The sequence below is a fragment of the Pseudomonas cremoris genome, assembly GCF_014230465.1.
This window is the reverse complement of record NZ_JAAXCY010000013.1, coordinates 40,462-62,766: the sequence shown is the minus strand read 5'-3', so window position 1 is coordinate 62,766 and position 22,305 is coordinate 40,462. Positions and strand designations below refer to the sequence as shown.

Below are 22,305 nucleotides of genomic sequence, written 5' to 3'. Positions count from 1 at the left end.
AGACTGCGACCTTGGAGCCCCACATGAAATTTCTAGCCCCTTTTGCCCTGCTGACCGTCGCAAGCTTCATGGCCACGCCGTTGCTGGCTGCCGAGGAAGCACCAGAGCTCACCGGCTGCGCCGCCAAACGCCAAGCCATCAGCACCCAGATCGAACAAGCCAAGGCCCACGGCAACACTGAACAACAAGCCGGCCTGGAAAAAGCCCTGAGCGAAGTGACCGCCAATTGCACCGATGCATCCTTGCGCAAAGAGCGCGAAAACAAGGTGCTCGACGCCAAGCACGAGGTCAGCCGTCGTCAGGCCGACCTCGACAAGGCCATGAAAAAAGGCGACGCGGACAAGATCAACAAGCGTAAGGAAAAGCTCGCCCAGTCACGCAAAGAACTGCAAGACGCCGTGGAAGACCTCGACAAGTAAAACCGGTCAGTGGTCCCGAAACTGTTTATGGCAGGCCGTGCAGGCATCTTCGACCTTCTGCACGGCCGGCCCAAGATTACTGGCCTTGTAAGGCTGAACCTGGCTTGCGACCACCAATTCACCGGTGGCCGTTTCCAGGTTGCGGGCCAGTTCCTGGAAGCGTGCCTGCTGCTGCCAAACGTCATCCTTGGCGCTGGTGTGGTCTTCTTCACGCACGCTCGGGAAATGTTTCCACGGTTCATGGGACAACGCATCCAGTTTGACTGCGCCGTCAGCGAATTTCGCGCCGTCGAAGGGAATGCGCCCGCGCAACATGCCGCCCAGGTCTTCGCCGGTCTTGAGCATCTGCTTGAAGATCGCCTTGCGCTGGCCCAGGGGCGAATTCGGATCAACACCGCCACAGGCGGACAGTGTCAGGCAGGCCAGCAATACAACGGTCAGTCTTTTAAAAGTCATGGTGGCTTCGAGGTCACGGGAAACGGCGGCCAGTATCCTCGCCCCGCCCGTAAAGACCAATAGCCCTATTAATAATAAGGGTTGCCCAAAAGCGCTGCGGCGCGGGCAATCGCGTCAGGAATTTTGTGTATGAATGTCACTTCAAAACGCTGGAGCCTCCGGTTGGCGTGGGCTTTACCGATGATTGCACTGCTAGCCGGTTGCGATGCGGGTAAAGAGCCAGCCAAAGATGAAACTTCAAAGCCTCACGCCGTCGCCACCTATGTAAGCGCCCCCTGGGAAGCCCTGCCAGCCGTGTCCGACAGCGACTTGCTCGCCGGCTTCGAATCCTGGCGCAGCGCCTGCCAACGCCTCAAGGCCGACCCGATCTGGGGCGCGACCTGCGCAGCAGCAGCCACGGTGCCCGGCAATGCCGTGGCGGTGCGTGGTTTTCTCAAGGAGCGCCTGGATGTGTTCGGCCTGCGCTCGGCAGACAATACCCCCAACGGCCTGATCACCGGCTACTACGAACCGGTCTACCCCGGCAGCCTGACCAAGACCGCCACCGCCCATGTACCGGTGTATGGCGTGCCGGATGACCTGATCATCGTCAACCTGGAAAGCATCTACCCCGAACTCAAGGGCAAGCGCCTGCGCGGTCGCCTGGAAGGTCGAGTGCTCAAGCCTTACGACGACGCCAGCGCCATCAATGGCCAAGGCTCCACGGCCAAGCCGATTGCCTGGCTGACAGACCCGATGGACCTGCAATTTCTGCAGATCCAAGGCTCAGGTCGCATTCAACTGGCCGGTGGGCGCCAACTGCGCGTCGGCTATGGCGACCAGAACGGCTACCCCTACCGTCCCATCGGCCGTTGGCTGGTGGAGCAAGGTGAGTTGAAGAAAGAAGACGTGACCATGGGCGCCATCAGCGCCTGGGCCAAGGCCAACCCACAACGCATCCCGGAACTGCTGGCGAGCAACCCCAGCTACGTGTTCTTCAGCGCCCGCCCCGACAGCAACGAAGGCCCGCGCGGCTCGCTGAACGTACCGTTGACGGCCGGTTATAGCGTAGCGGTGGATCGCAAGGTGATTCCGCTGGGCAGCCTGTTGTGGCTGTCCACGACCAAACCAGATGGTTCTCCCATCGCAAGGCCTGTTGCCGCGCAAGACACTGGCGGCGCGATCACCGGCGAAGTGCGTGCCGACTTGTTCTGGGGCACCGGTGCTGCGGCGGGGGAGTTGGCGGGGAATATGAAGCAGCAGGGGCAGATCTGGATGTTGTGGCCCAAGGGTGCAGCGCTACCTCAAGTACCTGAAGCTCCTGCCGGCACCTAAAAGGACGCTGAAGATCAAAAATGTGGGAGCGGGCTTGCTCGCGAATGCGGTGTATCAGTATCAGATGTGCTGACTGACACACCGCATTCGCGAGCAAGCCCGCTCCCACAGGGGATTTACGTCAAACGTTACATCGAGACGAAGAAGAAACTCGCAATCAACGCCATCCCCGCGAACCACACCAGCGAACGCAGGATCGCCCAGTCCGCCAGGTAGCAAATGATGTACAGCAGGCGGCTGGTGATAAACAGCACAGCCAGCACATTGATGGTCACCAATTCGGCGGTACCGGCCAAGTGCGCGATAATCACCGCCGCAGCAAACGCCGGGGTAACTTCGAAACTGTTGAGCTGCGCGCTGTGGGCACGTTTGGCAAACCCTTCGAGGGTTTCCAGGAATGCACGCGGGTCATGGTTCTGACGCGGCCCGAACTTGCCGCCGCTGAACTTGGCCACGCCCGTGCACAGGTAAGGCAGGAAAATTGCGATCAACACACACCAGAACGCTACCGTCATCACCGATTCCTTTTATAGTTTTCTATGTTTAATTTGAAACAGAAATTAGAGTTTTAGCACCAATTCTGGCGAGCCGCACTTACCGCTATGAACCGCCACACCTGGAAAGGTTCTGTCGGACTTTTGCGCCTCGCCCTGCAACATCGCGCCGCAGCTGCGGTCCATCCCCCCATTACTGACTTCTGAACCTCCAAGGACCCCGGATGCTTGAACTTGTCGCCGCCTTTATTTGCCTTACCACCCTGCTCACTTATGTGAACTTCCGCTTTATCGGCCTGCCGCCCACTATCGGCGTAATGGTCACGGCCCTGCTTTTTTCCCTGATCCTGCAAGGCCTGAGCGTGCTCGGCTACCCGGGCCTGGAAGAACGCATCCAGCAATTGATCGGCCAGATCGACTTCGGCGACTTGCTGATGAACTGGATGCTCTCGTTCCTGCTGTTCGCCGGCGCCTTGCACGTCAACCTGAGTGACCTGCGCAGTTATCGCTGGCCCATCGGCCTGCTGGCGACCTTCGGCGTATTGATCGCCACCGTGGTCATCGGCAGCTTGGCCTATTACATCTTTGCCCTGTTTGGCTGGCATGTGAGCTTCCTCTACTGCCTGCTGTTCGGTGCACTGATCTCGCCCACCGATCCGATTGCGGTTCTGGGCGTGCTGCGTACCGCCAACGCCTCCAAACCGCTGAAAACCACCATCGTCGGCGAGTCGCTGTTCAACGACGGCACGGCGGTGGTGGTGTTTACCGTGTTGCTGGGCATTGCACAGCTGGGCGAAACCCCAACGGTAGCCGCCACGGCCATGCTGTTCGCCCATGAGGCGATTGGCGGCGTGCTGTTCGGCGGCTTGATCGGCTATCTGGTGTACCTGATGATCAAGAGCATCGAGCAGCACCAGATCGAAGTGATGCTGACCCTCGCCCTGGTGATCGGCGGCTCCGCGATGGCCACTGAACTGCATGTCTCTGCACCGATTGCGATGGTGGTCGCGGGCCTGATCATCGGCAACTTGGGCCGCAAACTGGCGATGAACGACATGACACGCCGCTACCTCGACGGTTTCTGGGAATTGCTCGATGACATGCTCAACGCCTTGCTGTTCGCATTGATCGGCATGGAATTGCTGCTGTTGCCGTTCAACTGGCTGCACGTGTTCGCAGCCAGCTTGCTGGCGGTAGCGATTCTGCTCTCGCGCCTGCTGACGGTGGCGCCGGCGATCTTGCTGCTACGTCGCTGGCGCACGGTGCCGCGCGGCACCATCCGCATCCTTACGTGGGGCGGCCTGCGTGGTGGTGTGTCGGTTGCCCTGGCCTTGGCGTTGCCGCTGGGCCCGGAACGTGACCTGCTGCTGAGCATCACCTACATCGTGGTGCTGTCGTCGATCCTGTTGCAGGGCCTGAGCATCGGCAAGCTGGTCAAGCGCGTGACCCGGGACGAGCCCCAGCTTGCACCTGAGCATCACTGACCCTTTTTGATCTGCTGCGGATGCCTAGGGTCCGCAGCAGCCTTGCCCGGCAAACTGCTTTCACTGCGAATCTGCGCATGACTGATCAGCGCAAAGATAAAACTGCCGCCAATGATATTGCCCGCCAGCGTCGGCCCGGCGAACACCCGCCAGAAATCCTTCCACGGCAACTCGCCGGCAAACACCAGGTACGACACTTCCGCCGAACCCACCACGATGTGGGTGAAGTCGCCTAGGGCCATCAGGTAGGTGATCAGGATGATGATGAACATCTTGGCGCTTTCCATCGACGGGATCATCCACACCATGGTGGCGATCATCCAGCCAGAAACGATGCCCTTGGCAAACATCTGGCCGGGGTCGTTTTCCATGACCTTGCGCCCGATCTCCAGAAAAGCCAGGTCAGTCTTGGTATCAAAAATCGGCAGGTGCAGCATCACGTACGCTACCAGCAAGGTGCCGCACAAATTGCCTACCAGCACCACCGTCCACAGCCGTAGCAAACGCCCGGCATTCGCCAGCGTGGGTTTGCTCATCACCGGCAGCACAGCGGTCAGGGTGTTTTCGGTGAACAGTTGCTGGCGCGCCAGGATCACAGCGAGGAAGCCCGCGCAGTAGCCGAAGCTGGCGATCACCTTGAACCCCTCACCGTCTGGCAGGCGCGAGTTGAGCAGGCCCATGCCCATCAGCGAGAGGCCCATGGTCAGGCCGGCGGCCAGCGCCGACCACCACAGCGCCGCTACGTTGCGCTCCAGCTCCTGGTCGCCCTGGGTGCGGATGATTTCATGCAGCACCGCCGCGCGGGGTGGCTGGTTCTTGTCGACGTCCTGCTGCTCTTCCTGCGACAGGTTGGGGGTCTTGCCGTCTTCTTGCGTGGCCATGGGCGTACCTGAACAGGAGGGTGTTGTTCAGGTACGACCTGTCGCCCGTCACGAGCGTTCACTGACCCGGCAGGATTACTCGCTGATGCTTTCTTCCGCGAACTGGTCTTTCACGTACTTGATTTCAGTACGGCCATGCGGTGCCGGCAGACCGTCTTCGCCAAGGTTGACGAACACCATCTTTTCTACAGTGAGGATGCTTTTGCGGGTGATCTTGTTGCGCACCTCGCAGGTCAGGGTGATGGAGGTGCGGCCGAACTCGGTGGCGGTGATGCCCAGTTCGATGATGTCGCCCTGGCGCGAAGCGCTGACGAAGTTGATCTCGGAGATGTACTTGGTCACCACACGCTGGTTGCCCAATTGGACAATGGCGTAGATGGCCGCTTCTTCGTCGATCCAGCGCAGCAGGCTGCCGCCGAACAGGGTGCCGTTGGGGTTGAGGTCTTCGGGTTTTACCCATTTGCGGGTGTGGAAGTTCATGGTCACTCCAAAGCGTCTTGCCGAATGATGGGCAACATCATGGCAGAGCCCGCGCCAGAGCTCTATGCACCATTGCCTATCAAGCCCATGGGCGATCTTCATTTGGCCGACAGAAAGGCTTGGGAACTGGGGCGCACACGGCTATAATCGGCGCCGTTTCAAAACGGTCACATCCACTTGTTACCGTTTTCCCGCCACCTGTCCGAGGGGCGCTGCAGCAGGTTCAACCTGTCAGGCTCGGATGGGGCGTTGTCCGGCCTGATTGTCCTGGCCTGATACTAAACGCACAACGGCGCCCATTCGCACACTACGAATGGAGGCTCTTCATGAGCGCTGTCAACACGCCTGCAGATTTCAACGACTACAAAGTCGCCGACATGTCCCTCGCTGCCTGGGGCCGTCGCGAAACCTTTATCGCCGAATCCGAAATGCCAGCCCTGATGGGCCTGCGTCGCAAGTACGCCGCTGAGCAGCCGCTCAAAGGCGCCAAGATCCTCGGCTGCATCCACATGACCATCCAGACTGCCGTGCTGATCGAAACCCTGGTTGCCCTGGGTGCCGAAGTGCGTTGGTCGTCCTGCAACATCTTCTCGACTCAAGACCAGGCCGCTGCCGCCATCGCTGCCGCCGGTATCCCGGTATTCGCCTGGAAAGGCGAGACCGAAGAAGAGTACGAGTGGTGCCTGGAGCAAACCATCCTGAAAGATGGCGCGCCTTGGGATGCCAACATGATCCTCGACGACGGCGGCGACCTGACCGAGCTGCTGCACAAGAAATACCCGGCCATCCTGGACCGCGTCCACGGCGTGACCGAAGAAACCACCACCGGCGTACACCGCCTGCTGGACATGCTGGCCAAGGGCGAGCTGAAAATCCCGGCCATCAACGTCAACGACTCGGTGACCAAGAGCAAGAACGACAACAAGTACGGCTGCCGTCACAGCCTGAACGATGCCATCAAGCGCGGCACCGACCACCTGCTGTCGGGCAAGCAAGCCCTGGTGATCGGCTACGGTGACGTGGGCAAGGGTTCGGCCCAGTCCCTGCGTCAGGAAGGCATGATCGTTAAGGTCTCCGAAGTTGACCCGATCTGCGCCATGCAAGCCTGCATGGACGGCTTTGAAGTGGTTTCGCCGTTCATCGACGGCCAGAACGACGGCACCGAAGCCAGCATCGACAAAGCCCTGCTGGGCAAGATCGACCTGATCGTGACCACCACCGGCAACGTGAATGTTTGCGACGCGAACATGCTCAAAGCCCTGAAGAAGCGCGCTGTTGTCTGCAACATCGGCCACTTCGACAACGAGATCGACACCGCTTTCATGCGCAAGAACTGGGCATGGGAAGAAGTGAAGCCACAGGTCCACAAGGTTCACCGTACCGGTGCTGGTGATTTCGACCCGCAGAACGACGACTACCTGATCCTGCTGGCTGAAGGCCGTCTGGTTAACCTGGGCAACGCCACTGGCCACCCAAGCCGCATCATGGACGGTTCGTTCGCCAACCAGGTACTGGCCCAGATCTTCCTGTTCGACCAGAAATACGCCGACCTGTCGCCAGCCCAGAAAGCCGAGCGCCTGACCGTGGAAGTACTGCCCAAGAAACTCGACGAAGAAGTGGCCCTGGAAATGGTCCGCGGCTTCGGCGGCGTCGTGACTCAACTGACCAAGACCCAGGCCGACTACATCGGCGTGACCGTTGAAGGTCCGTTCAAGCCGCACGCTTACCGCTACTGATCGGCCTGCGGCCCGCTCCCTTTCAAGGGGAGCGGGCTTTATGTGGGAGCGGCGGTGCATGACTTCCGGTATCTGAGTTTCATAGGGTTATTACCATGTCCCAAGAACGTCGCTACAGCTTCGAGTTCTTCCCGACCAAGACCGATGCTGGGCATGAAAAACTGATGGCGACTGCTACGCAGTTGGCCAGCTACAACCCCGACTTCTTTTCCTGCACCTACGGCGCCGGCGGCTCGACCCGTGACCGCACGATCAACACCGTGCTGCAGCTGGAAAGCCAAGTCAAAGTTCCCGCCGCTCCGCACCTTTCGTGCGTGGGCGACAGCAAGGACGACCTGCGCGGCCTGCTGACCCAATACCAGCAAGCCGGCATCAAGCGCATTGTTGCCCTGCGTGGCGACCTGCCGTCCGGCATGGGCATGGCCAGCGGTGAGCTGCGCTACGCCAACGACCTGGTGAGCTTCATCCGCGAAGAAAGCGGCGACCACTTCCACATCGAAGTGGCGGCTTACCCGGAGATGCACCCACAGGCACGCAACTTCGAAGAAGACCTGCGGAACTTCGTGCGCAAGGCCAACGCCGGTGCCGACAGTGCGATCACCCAGTACTTCTTCAATGCCGACAGCTACTTCTACTTTGTCGAGCGTGTACGGGCCATGGGCGTGAATATCCCCATCGTGCCGGGCATCATGCCGATCACCAACTACAGCAAGCTCGCGCGTTTTTCCGACGCTTGTGGCGCCGAAATCCCACGCTGGGTGCGCAAACAACTGGAAGCCTATGGCGACGACGTCAAGAGCATCCAGGCGTTCGGTGAGCAGGTCATCACAGAAATGTGTGAAAGTTTGTTGCAAGGTGGCGCGCCAGGGTTGCACTTCTATACCCTGAACCAGGCTGAGCCGAGCCTCGCAATCTGGAACAATCTCAAGCTGCCACGCTGAGGTTTGTTCAAGCAGCATCCAGGCCCTCGTTTATACGGGGGCCTTTTTTTGTTTTTATCCCCACCGGAAAGGAAGCCAGCAGTAAATGAATACAGCGTCCACGACTCAACGCCCGCAACTGGTTTACCTGGTTTTTGGCGCCGAGACTTACCATCAGGAAGCGGTATTCAGCATCGCCAGTGCCCTGGCGCATCTGGGCGGCACCCAGAACCTGCCACTCGACATCCAGGTATTCAGCGACAACCCCGAGCCTTACCGCGGCTTGCCGGTGCAGGTCCACACGCTGGATGAAGCCACCCGCAAACGCTGGAGCGAGCCCCACGGCTATCATTTCCGGACCAAACACGTGCTGTTGCGCCAGGTGCTTGAAACCTCGGAACGCGCGCTGCTGATCGACACCGACACGTTTTTCCATGACTCACCCATGGCGCTGTTCGAACGCGTGTCACCCGGCACCGTGCTTTGTAACGCGTTCCACGCCAAGTACGGCGACAACCGTGAAAGCGTGCTGTACAGCGCGCTGGCCAAGGTGCTGGCAGACAAGGGCCTGGCCGATGACAACATGTCGCTGCTCAACTCCGGCGTCATGGGCCTGGCCCGAGAGGATGCGCACCTGCTGGATCACTCCATCCAACTGATGGACGACCTGTATCTGCTCGCGGGTGGCGCCTACACCCTGGAAGAGTTCTGCCTGTCGGTCGCGGCCTACCGCACAGTCAACGTGCGCCAGTGCCCAGACCTGATCCACCACTATTGGAGCCGCAAGCAGTTGTTTCGCGCCAAGGTTAAAGCGTGGATCAACAAGCACGCGGCCGACCCAGTCAACGCCGCCGCCCTGGCAGACACCCGCAAGGTCTCCGCCCACCTGCCCCGCCCGCCACGCCTGCAGCGCCTGATGTACAAGCTGATTACCCTGGCGTTGCCCAAGCGCAAGCAGCAGTTCATCCGCGAAATTCTCTACGGTTGCTACGAACACGAAAACGAGTTCGACCAAGCCTGTGGCCCGGTTTGGTGGGACAAGGCTCGGCAAAATCAGGAAGAGCGCCAGAAAAGCCCGGTCGACGCCCATCAACTGGAGCACTGGTTCGCCAACCCCCTGGTGCGCATGATTCTGGGCGAGCGGCGCGCTGCCATCTACGAACACCTGATGACCTCAGGGGCTAAATAGCACCGCCTGCGGATACGCGTGCCAGAGCTTCTCTTTCATGCAGGAGCGTCGTAACCTCAGGGCATGCCCGCCCTTTTGAAGCTGTTGACCGCTGCGCTTTTTACTTGCCTGAGCCTGGCCGCTTATGGCGAGAAATTGCGCATTGTCACCGAGCCCTGGGCCCCCTACGTCTACGATGACCACGGCACGATGCGCGGTCTGGATTACGAAACCACGGTGACGGTGTTCCAGCGCCTGGGCGTGGACGTTGAATGGCAGTTCCTGCCCTGGAAGCGCTGCCTGGCGATGCTCGACCAAGGCAACGCCGACGGCGCGCTGGATATTTTCCACAGCCACGACCGCGACACCCTGTTGCTGTATCCCAGCGAACCGTTGTCGGAAGTGGAGTTCGTGCTGTACTACGCCAACGAACGCCCACACCCCGCCCAAACCCTCGAAGACCTGCACAACCTGACCGTCGGCACCTCGCCGGGCTATCTGTACGGCTCACCCTTCGCCGATTCCACCCTGTTCCACCGCGAGCCAGCACCCAGCCACGAAGCCAACTTCGGCAAATTGCTGCTCGGACGTATCGACCTGGTGATCACCGACCGCCGCGTAGGTCAGCATGTGCTCAAGGAAATGGGCCTGGAAGACAAAGTCAGCCAAGCACCCGTCGTGGTCAGTCGGCAGCAGCAATTCCTGGCGGTACGCCGTGGCGCCGGCATGGACCTGCTGGTGCAACGCTTTGCCGCTGAACTCAAGCGCTTCAAACAAGAGCCAGCCTACGCAGCCTTGAGCGCCAAATACGGTGGATTTCAAGCAAATACGGCCTCCGGACACACCGTTGAGCAGCAGGAAAGCAGCGCGCCGTGATTGCTCTGTTATACTCCGGCCTTTCCGCCAGGCTTACGCCCGGCCGCTGAAGTCTTGAAAAAGGCACCCAACCCAGCTACTGCGCAGCTTTCAGCCCGCGCGAGCCGGTGGAGTGCCCGCCAGACGCAGCAGGACCGGACGGGATAACGCTCCCCTAAGCGTCATTCACGCCCGGCAAGATTATCCCTTTGGGCCAAGCCCTAACTAAAACAGGATTACTCATGTCCTTTGCTTCCCTCGGTCTCTCCGAGGCTTTAGTCCGCGCCATCGAGGCAGCGGGCTATACCGAGCCTACTCCGGTGCAACAGCGGGCCATTCCCGCCGTGTTGCAAGGTCGCGACCTGATGGTTGCGGCTCAGACAGGTACTGGTAAAACCGGCGGCTTCGCCCTCCCGATTCTGGAGCGGTTGTTTCCCAACGGTCACCCGGACAAATCCCAGCGTCACGGCCCGCGCCAACCGCGCGTCCTGGTCCTGACTCCTACCCGCGAACTCGCCGCCCAAGTGCACGACAGCTTCAAGCTGTATGCCCGCGACTTGAAGTTCGTCAGTGCCTGCATCTTCGGCGGCGTTGGCATGAACCCACAGGTTCAGGCCATGTCCCGCGGTGTGGACGTGCTGGTGGCTTGCCCGGGTCGCTTGCTCGACCTGTGCGGCCAAGGCAGCGTCGACCTGTCCCACGTGGAAATCCTCGTACTGGACGAAGCCGACCGCATGCTCGACATGGGCTTTGTCCATGACGTGAAAAAGGTCCTCGCGCGCCTGCCGGCCAAACGTCAGAACCTGCTGTTCTCGGCAACGTTCTCCCAAGACATCACCGCCCTGGCCGGCAAGCTGCTGCACAACCCGGAACGCATTGAAGTCACGCCGCCGAACACCACGGTCGAGCGTATCGAGCAACGCGTCTTCCGCCTGGCCGCCAGCCACAAGCGTGCGCTGCTGGCCCACCTGATCACCGCAGGCGCCTGGGAACAGGTGCTGGTGTTCACCCGCACCAAGCACGGCGCCAACCGCCTGGCCGAGTACCTGGACAAGCACGGCCTCACCGCCGTTGCCATCCACGGCAACAAGAGCCAGAACGCGCGCACCAAAGCCCTGGCCGACTTCAAGGCCGGCACCGTGCGTATCCTGGTTGCCACCGATATCGCCGCCCGCGGCCTGGACATCGACCAATTGCCGCACGTGGTCAACTTCGAGCTGCCAAACGTCGACGAAGACTATGTGCACCGTATCGGCCGTACTGGCCGTGCCGGTCGTTCGGGTGAAGCCATTTCCCTGGTTGCACCGGACGAAGAAAAACTGCTGAAAAGCATCGAGCGCATGACCAAGCAGAAAATCGCCGACGGCGACCTGATGGGCTTCGATGCCAGCGCTGTAGAGGCCGAGAAGCCAGAAGCACGCGAGCGTCCTGACGTGCGTAATCCACGCAACCCGCGCGGTCCGAAGGGCGATGGCCCGAACGGCGGCGGTGGTGGCGGTGGTCGTCGCGACAAGGGCAAAGACAAAGGCGGCAAGGAAAAAGCGCCTACCAACGGCCGTGGCGAACGCCCAGCCCGCGAACAGAAGCCACGTGAAGGTACCCCGGCCCGCGAACAGCGCCAGCCGAGCCAGCCACCACGCGCCGCCGACCGTGCCCCGGACGAGTTCCTCGACGACGACGTGGATAACTTCGGTAACCGCGTTGACTACGTGCCCCAGGCCAAGCCGGCCCAAGGCCGTGGCCGTCGTCCAGGTGCTCCGGCACAGGGCGCGGGCGCCGGTACTGGCGCACCACGCGGTGGCCAGCCACAAGGCGGTCGCCAGAACGGCCCGCGTAACAGCAGCGGCGGTACCACCGGTACTCCGCCTGCCAAGCGCAACGGCCCGCGCAATGGCGCGCCACGTGATGGCCAGGCTCGTCGCGAAGACTCGCGCAGCAACAACCGCCGCCCAGCCCGTGACGACCAGCCTCGTTCGTCCGAGCCAGCGGTACAAAACCCGCGCGGCGGCCCGGCGCCGAAGATCATCCACAAGGAGTCGAAAGCGGATCGTTTCCCGACACCCGAGCAGTTGGATCAACTGCCAGGCCGTCCTCGTGGTGAGAAGCCAGCGCTGCTGACACGCAACCGCTAGTTGAACAAAAAGCCCCGGCTCGCAGGAGTCGGGGCTTTTTTGTGCATGTCATTTGACGCCAGAGATCACCTTGTCACTGGCGCAACCATCGTGTTTACTTGGCCACCAACAGTGCCATCACTGACCCCGAATGGCTGGGACGATACTCATGACGAATGCCGCGCCAGCGATCAAACTCAGTACGCTTCGGCAAATCGCCCCCTACCTGAGCATGCGTGGAGTGTCGCCGCTGGAGTTCTTCCGGCGCTTTGGTATTTCCCCCCACGTGTTTCAAAACCCCGAGGCCTGGGTACCCCGCGAGGCCTGCTTTCACATCGCCAACGAAATGGCCGCCGCCGCCCAGGATCCGTTCGGCGGTGCGACCATCGGGCACCTGACCGAAGTGCGCTCAACCGGCATATGGGGCGAATTGATATTGGGCTCGACCAATCTCGCCCAGGCCTGTGCGGCGGCGGCGGTTCATACGGGTTTGGTGCATCAAGGCAGCGAAGTAAAAATCCTCACCGAAGGCCGTACGACGAGACTGATCCAACACTTCACCGGCCAGCACGGTGCTGATCCCAAGCAAGTCATTTTCGGCACCCTGGCCGTGCTCAGGAAAGTACCGCTGATGGCCGGCGCGCCTGGCGCCATCCGGGTTCACCTGAAAAACCCGCGAGAAAAAGGCGACGAGGCCCTTGAAGAGTACCTGGGGCCCAACCTGGTGATGAACGCCGAGTACAACATGATCGAATTCGATCGTGAGTTGCTCGAGATCCCCCTGCAACCGGTTCGGGATATTGCCTGGAAAACTACCCAGGCCTTGAAGTCGACCTCTGACGCAGCTGACGTGCTCGCCCGGCAGATATCGGATCAGGAACAATCCAAACTGCTTACTATTTCAAGAAAGATCGGGCTGTCTGCCAGAACCTTGCAGCGCCGCCTCGAACATTGCGGTATCGATTTCGACGCCCTGCGTGACGAGACACGGCGCAGCGAAGCCCTTCAACTCATCGCCACCGGCAAGTACAGCGCGACCGAAATTGCCTATATGGTCGGCTATAGCGATCCCGCACACTTTACCCGTGCCTTCAAGCGTTGGACGGGCACACCGCCGTCGCGCTTTCGCTCCATTTTGTTGCAACAAGATCACTAAACACCCCGCCTGACCCTCCCCTCTCCAACCGCGCGGCCCCGCTCATGGGCGGTGTTCGCGTGCGCGCTCGCCTTGCTTTTGGCACCAAATGGCAAGTTCGCGCGAGGGCGTTCTTATACAGTCAAAAAGTTAACGCCAACTTATAGAACCCTGAGGTTTAAATGTCCCACTCATCCACGGCCTGCATCTTCGCCATGGCGCTGGCAACTTTTGGAAGTGCATACGCCCAGTCCTCCCCGGAGGCAACAATACCGGTGGGTGTGGACAACTTTGCCCGTGCCGAATCCGACCTCTATTTAGGAAAAATGGTCGCCACCGGCAGCTTGGGCCGCTTTGTTCATAGCCGCGAAGCCGTGCCCATCGATGCCCAAAACGTGGTTCGCATGAATCGGGACACACTCTATTCATCAGCGGTATTCGATCTGGATGCCGGCCCCGTCACGATCAACTTGCCTGAGGCCGGTGGGCGGTTCATGTCGATGGCGGTCATCAATGAAGACCACTACGTGCCCATCGTTACTTACGGCGCTGGCAGCCGGACATTAACGAAACAGGCAGTTGGCACACGCTACGTATTTGTCGCGGTGCGCACGTTCTTCGACCCTGCAGACCGCAAAGACCTTGAAACAGTGCATGCGCTGCAGGACGCAATCACCGTCAGCCAGGCCAAAGTCGGCGAATTCGTAGTCCCCAAGTGGGACCAGGCCAGCCAGACAAAGGTGCGTGAAGCCCTGGAAGTCCTGGGTTCGACCATTCCCGACTACAACCAGTCTTTTGGCCTCAAGAGCGCGGTCAACCCGATCCATCACCTGATCGGCACAGCAACAGGGTGGGGTGGCAACCCGGCCAAGGACGCTATCTACCTCGGCGGTGTGATGCCCAAGAACGACGGGAAAACCGTTTACCGACTCAACGTGGGTGATGTCCCGGTCAATAGTTTCTGGTCCGTCAGTGTTTATAACGCCGACGGTTACTTCGAAAAGAACCCCTATGACGCCTATTCGTTGAACAACCTCACGGCCAAGAAAAGTGCGGACGGCAGCATCGCCATCCAGTTCGGCGGGTGCGATGGAAAGATCGCCAACTGCCTGCCTACAACTCCTGGCTGGAACTACACCGTCAGACTTTATCAGCCGAGCGAACAAATCCTGAATGGCCAATGGAGCTTTCCAAAGCCGCAGCCCGTCGCACGCTGATTAACCACTGCGCCCGTTTATCACTCAGCACATACGCCAATAAGTTTGGTTTTACACCCAAGGAAATAAGCAATGACAACCATCGGTGGTTCAAACTTCCTCAAGCATCCCGTGACACTCATTACCGGTGCGACGCTGGCACTGGCGATGACATTGCCGGTACACGCAGACGACTCCAATGAGCCGTCCGTGACCGTCGGCGGCGGGCTCGCCGTTGGCCCGTTGTACGAAGGTTCTTCGCACTACGCCGCGTTCCCATCGCTGAAACTCAAAGCGGTCATGCCAACCGAAAGCTGGGGCAAGTTCACCGCCTCTTTCCCGGAAGGCCTGCGCTGGGACTTGCCTGGGCTCTCGCCATTCGGCGTGGCCCTGCTGCTTGGGTACGACCAGGGTCGCAAAGAGAGAATCCACACCCTGGGCGGTCGTGACGACTACTTGAAGGGCATGGGCAATCTGGACAGCACTGCTCTGGTGGGAGCCGAAGCGTATTGGATGTTACCGGCCGGCCGCCTGTTCGTGCGCGGCCTGCAAGCCAGCCAGAGCCGCGATTACGGTGGCGAGAGCCTGGGGCGTACCGCGTACCTGGAAGCCGGCTACGCCACCGCCTACGCACTGTCTTCGACCTTGACCCTGGACTCGACCGTGTACGGCACCTGGAGCAATGACAAAGACATGATGGCGCGCTTCGGCGTCACCGCCCAACAAGCGGCGCGTACCGGTTTCGAGGAATACCACCCGGGCGGCGGGATGCGCGACGTGACCTTGAAGCTGGGCCTCACCTGGCAATGGCAGCCGCAGCTGGCATTGGAAGGCGGCATCAAGACCTACGCCTTGGTCTCCGATGCTCGCAACAGCCCGCTGACGGGTGAAAACGTGGGCGCAGGCGCCTATCTGAATGCCCTGTACCGGTTTTGATGAGGGAACACTCGATGAAAACAGTGCATAAGCAGCTGGGGCTGGTCGGCCTGCTCTGGTCAGGGCTGGTGCTTGCCGACGATGCGTCACCCAAGGTCACCGACCCGCACTTCAAGCTGGCCCCCGGCTATCTAGATTCGAAGGACTTGCCCCTGCGCCTGGCATTGCTGGGCGCGCCGCCCAAGCCTGACTCTGCGGCGTTTGCGCGGGACGAGGAGGCGCGGCGAGCAGCATTGGCGCTACGGGGTACGGCCCGGGAAAAGCTCGCGGCCACGGATGCTGAACTGCAATTCCCAGGCCCGGCCCAGGCGTTCTCCTGCGCAATGGGCACACCCATCACCGAAAAAACCACACCGCATCTGTACACCTTGATGCAACGCACCCTATCGGATGCCGGCGGCTCTACCTACGCCGGAAAAAACGCCTACAACCGCACCCGCCCCTTCGTGGCTCATAACGAAGGCACCTGCCGTGCCGACATGGAGCCGCTGCTACGCACCGATGGTTCATGGCCGTCGGGCCACTCCGCTGCCGGTTGGGCGTGGGGGCTGTTGCTGGCTGAGGTTCAGCCTGCACGCGCGACTGAACTGATGACTCGCGGGTTGTCATTCGGCCAGAGCCGGGTCATCTGCAATGCCCACTGGCAGAGCGATGTGGACGCAGGCCGCATCATGGGCGCCGCGACCGTGGCGAGCTTGCATAGCAACCCGGCGTTCCTGGCGGACCTTGCGGTGGCGAAGGAAGAGGTCAAGGCCGCGCAAAAAGCTGGCTTGAAGCCAACCGAGGACTGTGCGGCCGAGGGCGTGGCGCTCTCGCTGACCCAGCACTGATCGAGAGAAAGCATGACTGACTCCTCTTTACGGCGCCTGGCCCTGCTGGCCGGCGCCTTTCTCGTCGCTGGACCCGCCATGGCGGCCGACAACGATGACTGGACCTTCAACGGCGGACCTTATGTATGGGGCGCCGGCATCCGAGGCCACGTAGGCCATAGCAGTACCGGAACCCAGTTCATAAAGTCAGACTTTTCCGACATCGCCAAGACGGTCGATATGTCGGTGATGCTGATGGGCGAGGCACGCCGAGGCCCCTACAGCGTACTCGCCGACTTGATGTACATCGACACCGACACCCGCAACCGCTTGCCGGGCGGCGCCAAGCTGGAGGTCGAAAGCAAGACAGCGTCCGGGTTCCTGGGAGGTGGTTACACGGTGTTGGGGGATGACAGTCGTCGGCTGGATATCGCCGGCGGCATGCGTGTCTGGTACAGCGGCACCACCCTCAGTTTCCATGGCGGACCACTGGGTGGGCGGTCGGGTTCTGACAACGCGACGTGGGCAGACGCCATGGCAGGCCTGCGTGGGCACTATGCAGTGAACGACCGGTTCTGGTTGTCAGCCTGGGGCATGGCAGGCGCCGGGCAGTCTCGGGAAGACTGGGACCTGGCAGCGTTGGCAGGCTGGGAGTTCCTGCCCGGTTTTTCGGCCGTGGCCGGTTACCGGGCCATGGGGGTCAATTACCAGCACGATGGTTTTGTCTACGACATCGTGCAGAAGGGCCCGTTGCTGGGTATCAGTGGGCGGTTCTAAAGCCCCCTTTCACCGGTAATCCAGGGTGTTTTCCAGACACAAAAAAGCCCCGAACCAGTCGGGGCTTTTTGTCAGGCATGAAGCGTTACTTCTGTTTTACACCTTCCAGCGAAATGTCCAGGTCAGCCGTCTGGGAAGTCGGGCCTGGGCCTTTGATGCCGAAGTCGTTCAGGTTCAGTGTGGTGGTGGCGTTGAAGCCAGCACGTTGGCCGCCCCATGGATCACTGCCTTCACCGTTGAAAGTCGCCTTGAAGGTCACAGGCTTGGTAACGCCGTGCAAGGTCAGGTCGCCGGTCACGTCAGCGGTTTTCTCGCCGGTAGGCTTGACTGCGGTCGATACGAACTTGGCATCGGCAAATTTGCCAACGTCCAGGAAGTCTTTGCTGGCGATGTGCTTGTCACGTTCAGCGTGGTTGGACCACAGGCTGGCGGTTTTCACTTCGACAGAGATCTTGCTGGCTTCTGGCTTGGCCTTGTCCCAGCTGAACGTGCCATCCCAATCCTTGAACGTGCCGTGAATGAAGCTGTAGCCCAGGTGGCTGATTTTCCAATCGATGAAGGCGTGCTGGCCTTCTTTGTCGATCTTGTAGTCAGCAGCCATCGCCGAACCTGCGGACAGCAGAGCAGAACCAATTGCCAGAGCGGCGAGAGTCTTTTTCAACATGCTTTCTATTCCTTGTGAGTCGAGGTTGAACATCAGGCTTTGCGCCCCAGCATTCGCGTCAGGGTCACATCACGATCAATAAAGTGGTGTTTCAATGCAGCCACGCCGTGCAAGCCGGCGAAAACCACCAACACCCAGGCAAGGTACAAATGCACCACGCCTGCGGTGTCTGCCTGGTCCGGTAGCCCGGAAACCACGGCAGGAATCTCAAACAGGCCAAACACCGGGATACCGACACCGTCTGCGGTGGAAATCAGGTAACCGGCGATCATCACCGCAAACAGCCCGAGATAAAGGAACGCGTGGCCAAATGCGGCACCGATACGGGTCATGCGGCTGTAGCTCGCCAGCGGTGGTGGTGGCGGGCTGACCAAGCGCCAGACGATACGTACCAGCATGACGGCGAACAGCGTGATGCCGATGCTCTTGTGCAGGTCCGGTGCGTCTTTGCGCCATGCGCTGTAATAATCGAGACCGACCATCCACAGGCCCAACGCAAACAAACCGAACACCACCAGGGCCACGCCCCAGTGTAAAACGATGCTGACCCAGCCATAACGGGCCGGTGAGTTACGTAGCTGCATGTACTTAATCCCGTAAGAGCTGCGCCCAAGACTAGCGTGTTACCTATCGATTTAAAGCGGAAAATTTCGCTTTGAAATATCAAGAAATGCGATCTTGAGGGTATGAAGCCTAAATTAACCTTGGATTAAGGACTATCCCGAAGAAACGTGACAGACCGTCCTACGTTTACCTTCAATTCACGTGTAATGGGTTGTGACACCGCCGCCCATTGCATAGGCTTGCGCGATTGTTGCTTCGAGGAGACGAAAGATGGGCCTGAACAACCAGTGGATGCAACGCGACCTCGCCGTGCTGTGGCATCCCTGCACCCAAATGAAAGACCACCAGCAACTGCCGCTGATCCCGATCAAGCGCGGTGAAGGCGTGTGGTTGGAAGACTTCGAAGGCAAACGCTACCTCGACGCCGTCAGTTCCTGGTGGGTCAACGTATTCGGCCACGCCAACCAGCGCATCAACCAGCGCATCAAGGACCAGGTCGACCAACTGGAACACGTGATCCTCGCCGGTTTCAGCCACCAGCCGGTAATCGAGCTGTCCGAGCGTCTGGTGCAGATGACGCCAGAAGGCCTGACACGCTGCTTCTACGCCGATAACGGGTCGTCCTGCATCGAAGTCGCGCTGAAAATGAGCTTTCACTACTGGCTCAACCGTGGGCTGCCGAATAAAAAGCGCTTCGTCACCCTCACCAATAGCTATCACGGTGAAACCATCGCCGCGATGTCGGTGGGCGACGTGCCGCTGTTTACCGAGACCTACAAGGCGCTGTTGCTCGACACGATTAAAGTACCAAGCCCGGATTGCTACCTGCGCCCCGAGGGCGTGAGCTGGGAAGACCACTCGCGCACGATGGCCCAGGTGATGGAACAAACCCTCGCCGAGCACCACGCCACCGTCGCCGCTGTGATCATCGAACCGCTGATCCAGGGTGCCGGCGGCATGCGCATGTACCACCCGGTGTACCTCAAGCTGCTGCGCGAAGCCTGTGACCGCTACGGCGTGCACCTGATCCACGACGAAATCGCCGTTGGCTTCGGTCGCACCGGCAGCATGTTCGCCTGCGAACAGGCCGGCATTCGCCCGGACTTCCTGTGCCTGTCCAAGGCCCTCACCGGCGGCTACCTGCCGTTGGCGGCGGTGGTCACCACTGATGACGTGTACGACGCGTTCTACGACGACTACCCGACCCTGCGTGCCTTCCTGCATTCCCACAGCTATACCGGCAACCCGCTGGCGTGTGCGGCCGCGTTGGCGACCCTGGATATTTTCGAAGAAGATAACGTCATCGAAAACAACAAGGCCCTGGCCCAGCGCATGGCCACCGCCACCGCGCATCTGGTTGATCATCCTCACGTCTCGGAAGTGCGCCAGACCGGCATGGTGCTGGCAATCGAGATGGTCCAGGACAAGGCCACCAAGACCGCCTACCCCTGGCAGGAACGCCGTGGTTTGAAGGTGTTTGAACACGCGCTGGAACGCGGCGCGCTGTTGCGGCCTTTGGGCAGCGTGGTGTATTTCCTGCCGCCTTATGTGATTACCCCGGAGCAGATCGACTTCCTGGCAGAAGTTGCCAGCGAAGGCATCGATATCGCCACCAACAGCAGCGTCAGCGTTGCGGTGCCGAAGGACTTCCACCCGGGTTTCCGTGACCCGGGCTGATTGAGTTCACTCAACTGATCGGCTGCCGGGCTACCGTCATCCCCAGCAAGCCCGGCTCCCACAGGTTTTGTATTTTTCCAGAGAACAGAAATGAGACTGTCCCGCTTTTTCACCGACACCCCGCTGAGCCTCGGCGACCACGAATTGCCCGAGGCCCAGGCGCATTACATCAGCCGCGTACTGCGCATGGGCGAAGGCGATGCCGTGCAATTGTTCGACGGCTCCGGCCAGGAATTCCTGGGCAGCCTGCTGGAAGTCGGCAAGAAGCGCGTCACCGTGCAACTCACGGAAACCTTCAACGGCCAGGCCGAATCACCGCTGCACATTCACCTCGGCCAGGGCCTGTCCCGGGGCGAGCGGATGGATTGGGCGATCCAGAAGGCAACCGAGCTGGGCGTCAATGCGGTCACGCCGATTTTCAGCGACCGCTGCGAAGTCCGCCTCAAGGATGAACGCGCCGACAAGCGCCTGCTGCACTGGCGCCAGGTGGCGATCAGCGCCTGCGAGCAGTGTGGGCGTTCGACGGTGCCGGTGATTCACCCACCGCTGTTGCTGGCGGACTGGTTGAAACAGGCCGAGGCGGATCTGAAGTTGGTGCTGCACCCGGTGGCGGAGCCGATGGTCAGCCATGCCAAGCCTGCCAGCCTGGCGTTTTTGATCGGGCCTGAAGGTGGGTTGACCGACGGTGAAGTAGGGGCTGCCCAAGCGGCCGGTTACCACGCCGCGCGTCTCGGCCCGCGCGTGCTTCGCACCGAAACCGCGCCGGTGGTAGCGCTGGCGGTCGCGCAACAATTGTGGGGCGATTTCTAACCCTCTCCCTTTGCAAACCCAATCAAAAATGTGGGAGCGGGCTTGCTCGCGAAAGCGTCGGATCAGTCAGCTTATCTGTGACTGACACACCGCATTCGCGAGCAAGCCCGCTCCCACATTTGGATTGGGTTACCAGGCAACTACTCCACCGGATCACTCACCGGCTTGGCGATAATCGCCTTCAGCTCGCTGGTCATCGGGAACTCCAGGTTCAAGCCCTTGGGCGGAATCGGCTGTTCGAACCAACGCTGGTAAATCCCGTTGATCTCCCCCGAGCGGTACAGGTCGCCGAGCGTCTCGTTGACCACCGCCAGAAACTGCGGGTCGTCCTTGCGCAGCATGCAGCTGTAGATTTCCCGCGACTGTTCTTGGCCGACGACCACCCAGTTGTGCGGGTCCTTGGCCTTGGCGCGCTCGCCGTAGAGCAGCGCATCATCCATGTAGAACGCAGCCGCGCGACCGGTTTCGAGCATCTTGAACGCCTCGCCATGATCCTTGGCGCTGATCACGAACATATTGGCTTTGTGCTCGGCGTTGTAGCTTTTCAGGAAGCGCTCATTGGTGGTGCCAGCGGTGGTCACCACATTCTTGCCGGCAAGGTCGGCAAAACCGTTGATACCGCTGTCCTTCGCCGTCAGCAGTTGGCCCTTCACGTAGATAAACCCGTAGGAAAACGCCACCTGTTTCTGCCGCTCAGCCGTCACCCCGGTGGAGCCGCACTCCAGGTCGACGGTGCCGTTCTGCACCAGCGGAATGCGCGTTTGGGAGGTCACCAGGTTGTATTTCACGTTGAGGTTGGCCACGCCGGTTTTCTGCTGGATGCGCTCGACGATCTTGTTCGCCAGCTCCACCGAGTAGCCCATGGGCTTGCCACTGTGATCCCCCACATAGGAAAACGGCACCGACGCATCGCGATAGCCCAAGGTGATGGACTTGGCGCTGGCGATCTTGCCTAACGCCCCCGTCAGTGGAGCTTCGTTTGCATGCGCGTGCGCCCCCAGCAAAAGCCCCAGGGTGCAGCCGGTCAACAGGATCTTTTTCATTGTTATTCTCCGTTGGTCTTGCAGTTATTTACGTACCGCGATCACGCTGATTTCCACCAGCACACTCGGCCGCGCCAGTGCCGCTTGCAGGGTGGTGCGGGTGGGCGCCATGCCCGGTGACAGCCACGCAGACCACACCTCGTTCATCGGCGCAAAGCCATCATCGATGTCTTTCAGGTAAATCGTCGCGTTGAGCAGGTGGTCCTTGTCACTGCCCGCCTGGGCCAGCAGCGCGTCGATCTTGGCCAGAACTTCCCGGGTTTGGGTCGTCACGTCCTGACCGTCGCCCGGTACCTGGCCCGACAGGAACACCAGATCCTTAAAGGTCACGGCGCCAGAAAGCCGGTCGTTGCTGCTGATTCGGGTGATGGTCATC

23 protein-coding genes and 1 riboswitch are annotated in these 22,305 nt (G+C 60.4%); of the genes, 15 read left to right on the top strand and 8 right to left on the bottom strand.

The window, feature by feature from the left end; genetic code table 11:
• Positions 1–23 precede the first annotated feature (23 nt).
• A complete protein-coding gene (locus HF257_RS27605; RefSeq protein WP_185709177.1) occupies positions 24–419 on the top strand; it encodes a DUF1090 domain-containing protein in 396 nt (131 codons plus the stop codon).
• A 6-nt stretch (positions 420–425) separates the two neighbouring features.
• Here the strand turns inward: HF257_RS27605 and HF257_RS27600 are convergent, their stop codons facing one another.
• Entirely contained in the window at positions 426–875 is a 450-nt protein-coding gene (locus HF257_RS27600) for a c-type cytochrome (RefSeq protein ID WP_185709176.1), read from the bottom strand.
• Between the two features lie 129 nt (positions 876–1,004).
• Here HF257_RS27600 and mltA point away from each other — a divergent pair, with 129 nt between their 5' ends.
• The gene (gene mltA, locus HF257_RS27595) at positions 1,005–2,189 is read left to right on the top strand and encodes a murein transglycosylase A (protein ID WP_185709175.1); all 1,185 of its coding nucleotides are present in this window, start codon (positions 1,005–1,007) and stop codon (positions 2,187–2,189) included.
• Between the two features lie 128 nt (positions 2,190–2,317).
• Here mltA and HF257_RS27590 read toward each other — a convergent pair whose 3' ends face one another.
• Positions 2,318–2,704 carry an MAPEG family protein gene (locus tag HF257_RS27590; RefSeq protein ID WP_185709174.1) on the bottom strand — a complete coding sequence of 129 codons (387 nt, stop codon included), beginning with the start codon at positions 2,702–2,704 and terminating at the stop codon, positions 2,318–2,320.
• A gap of 203 nt (positions 2,705–2,907) precedes the next feature.
• Here HF257_RS27590 and HF257_RS27585 point away from each other — a divergent pair, with 203 nt between their 5' ends.
• The gene (locus HF257_RS27585; RefSeq protein ID WP_185709173.1) at positions 2,908–4,167 is read left to right on the top strand and encodes a cation:proton antiporter; all 1,260 of its coding nucleotides are present in this window, start codon (positions 2,908–2,910) and stop codon (positions 4,165–4,167) included.
• Here the strand turns inward: HF257_RS27585 and HF257_RS27580 are convergent.
• Positions 4,161–5,048 (bottom strand): formate/nitrite transporter family protein, encoded by an 888-nt coding sequence (locus HF257_RS27580; protein WP_185709172.1) that lies wholly within the window; start codon positions 5,046–5,048, stop codon positions 4,161–4,163. The two genes, HF257_RS27585 and HF257_RS27580, sit on opposite strands and share 7 nt — an antisense overlap.
• 75 nt (positions 5,049–5,123) lie before the next feature.
• The gene (locus HF257_RS27575; protein WP_185709171.1) at positions 5,124–5,528 is read right to left on the bottom strand and encodes an acyl-CoA thioesterase; all 405 of its coding nucleotides are present in this window, start codon (positions 5,526–5,528) and stop codon (positions 5,124–5,126) included.
• A gap of 198 nt (positions 5,529–5,726) precedes the next feature.
• Positions 5,727–5,833: riboswitch (S-adenosyl-L-homocysteine riboswitch) on the top strand.
• 21 nt (positions 5,834–5,854) lie between these two features.
• Between HF257_RS27575 and ahcY the strand changes: the two genes are divergently transcribed.
• The 10 genes from ahcY to HF257_RS27525 all read left to right on the top strand — a co-directional run bounded on the left by ahcY (position 5,855) and on the right by HF257_RS27525 (position 17,171).
• Positions 5,855–7,264 (top strand): adenosylhomocysteinase, encoded by a 1,410-nt coding sequence (gene ahcY / locus HF257_RS27570; protein WP_185709170.1) that lies wholly within the window; start codon positions 5,855–5,857, stop codon positions 7,262–7,264.
• A 95-nt stretch (positions 7,265–7,359) separates the two neighbouring features.
• Positions 7,360–8,205: a methylenetetrahydrofolate reductase [NAD(P)H] gene (gene metF, locus HF257_RS27565; protein ID WP_185709169.1), complete on the top strand. Its 846-nt coding sequence runs from the start codon at positions 7,360–7,362 to the stop codon at positions 8,203–8,205.
• Between the two features lie 85 nt (positions 8,206–8,290).
• Complete coding sequence (locus HF257_RS27560; protein ID WP_185709168.1) at positions 8,291–9,373, top strand: hypothetical protein; 1,083 nt, start codon at positions 8,291–8,293, stop codon at positions 9,371–9,373.
• 63 nt (positions 9,374–9,436) lie between these two features.
• Positions 9,437–10,228 carry a substrate-binding periplasmic protein gene (locus HF257_RS27555; protein ID WP_185709167.1) on the top strand — a complete coding sequence of 264 codons (792 nt, stop codon included), beginning with the start codon at positions 9,437–9,439 and terminating at the stop codon, positions 10,226–10,228.
• Positions 10,229–10,449: 221 nt separating this feature from the next.
• Positions 10,450–12,339 (top strand): DEAD/DEAH box helicase, encoded by a 1,890-nt coding sequence (locus tag HF257_RS27550; RefSeq protein ID WP_185709166.1) that lies wholly within the window; start codon positions 10,450–10,452, stop codon positions 12,337–12,339.
• 148 nt (positions 12,340–12,487) lie between these two features.
• Positions 12,488–13,474 (top strand): AraC family transcriptional regulator, encoded by a 987-nt coding sequence (locus HF257_RS27545; protein WP_185709165.1) that lies wholly within the window; start codon positions 12,488–12,490, stop codon positions 13,472–13,474.
• A gap of 161 nt (positions 13,475–13,635) precedes the next feature.
• Positions 13,636–14,670: a DUF1254 domain-containing protein gene (locus HF257_RS27540; RefSeq protein ID WP_185709164.1), complete on the top strand. Its 1,035-nt coding sequence runs from the start codon at positions 13,636–13,638 to the stop codon at positions 14,668–14,670.
• Positions 14,671–14,742: 72 nt separating this feature from the next.
• Positions 14,743–15,585: a MipA/OmpV family protein gene (locus tag HF257_RS27535; protein ID WP_185709163.1), complete on the top strand. Its 843-nt coding sequence runs from the start codon at positions 14,743–14,745 to the stop codon at positions 15,583–15,585.
• A 14-nt stretch (positions 15,586–15,599) separates the two neighbouring features.
• Entirely contained in the window at positions 15,600–16,415 is an 816-nt protein-coding gene (locus HF257_RS27530; protein WP_185709162.1) for an acid phosphatase, read from the top strand.
• Positions 16,416–16,427: 12 nt separating this feature from the next.
• A complete protein-coding gene (locus HF257_RS27525) occupies positions 16,428–17,171 on the top strand; it encodes a hypothetical protein (RefSeq protein WP_185709161.1) in 744 nt (247 codons plus the stop codon).
• 85 nt (positions 17,172–17,256) lie between these two features.
• On the opposite strand, the gene HF257_RS27520 is transcribed toward HF257_RS27525, so the two are convergent.
• Both HF257_RS27520 and HF257_RS27515 read right to left on the bottom strand, forming a co-directional pair.
• Positions 17,257–17,835, bottom strand: a complete 579-nt coding sequence (locus tag HF257_RS27520; protein WP_185709160.1) for a YceI family protein — start codon at positions 17,833–17,835, stop codon at positions 17,257–17,259.
• 32 nt (positions 17,836–17,867) lie between these two features.
• A complete protein-coding gene (locus HF257_RS27515; protein WP_185709159.1) occupies positions 17,868–18,419 on the bottom strand; it encodes a cytochrome b in 552 nt (183 codons plus the stop codon).
• A 250-nt stretch (positions 18,420–18,669) separates the two neighbouring features.
• On the opposite strand from HF257_RS27515, the gene HF257_RS27510 reads away from it, so the two are divergent.
• On the top strand, positions 18,670–20,076 hold the full coding sequence (locus HF257_RS27510) for an adenosylmethionine--8-amino-7-oxononanoate transaminase (RefSeq protein WP_185709158.1): 1,407 nt from the start codon (positions 18,670–18,672) through the stop codon (positions 20,074–20,076).
• A 90-nt stretch (positions 20,077–20,166) separates the two neighbouring features.
• The gene (locus HF257_RS27505; protein ID WP_185709157.1) at positions 20,167–20,886 is read left to right on the top strand and encodes a 16S rRNA (uracil(1498)-N(3))-methyltransferase; all 720 of its coding nucleotides are present in this window, start codon (positions 20,167–20,169) and stop codon (positions 20,884–20,886) included.
• A gap of 140 nt (positions 20,887–21,026) precedes the next feature.
• On the opposite strand, the gene HF257_RS27500 is transcribed toward HF257_RS27505, so the two are convergent.
• Both HF257_RS27500 and HF257_RS27495 read right to left on the bottom strand, forming a co-directional pair.
• Positions 21,027–21,929, bottom strand: a complete 903-nt coding sequence (locus HF257_RS27500) for a transporter substrate-binding domain-containing protein (protein ID WP_185709156.1) — start codon at positions 21,927–21,929, stop codon at positions 21,027–21,029.
• Between the two features lie 24 nt (positions 21,930–21,953).
• On the bottom strand, positions 21,954–22,304 hold the full coding sequence (locus HF257_RS27495; RefSeq protein WP_185709155.1) for a RidA family protein: 351 nt from the start codon (positions 22,302–22,304) through the stop codon (positions 21,954–21,956).
• Position 22,305: the final 1 nt, after the last annotated feature.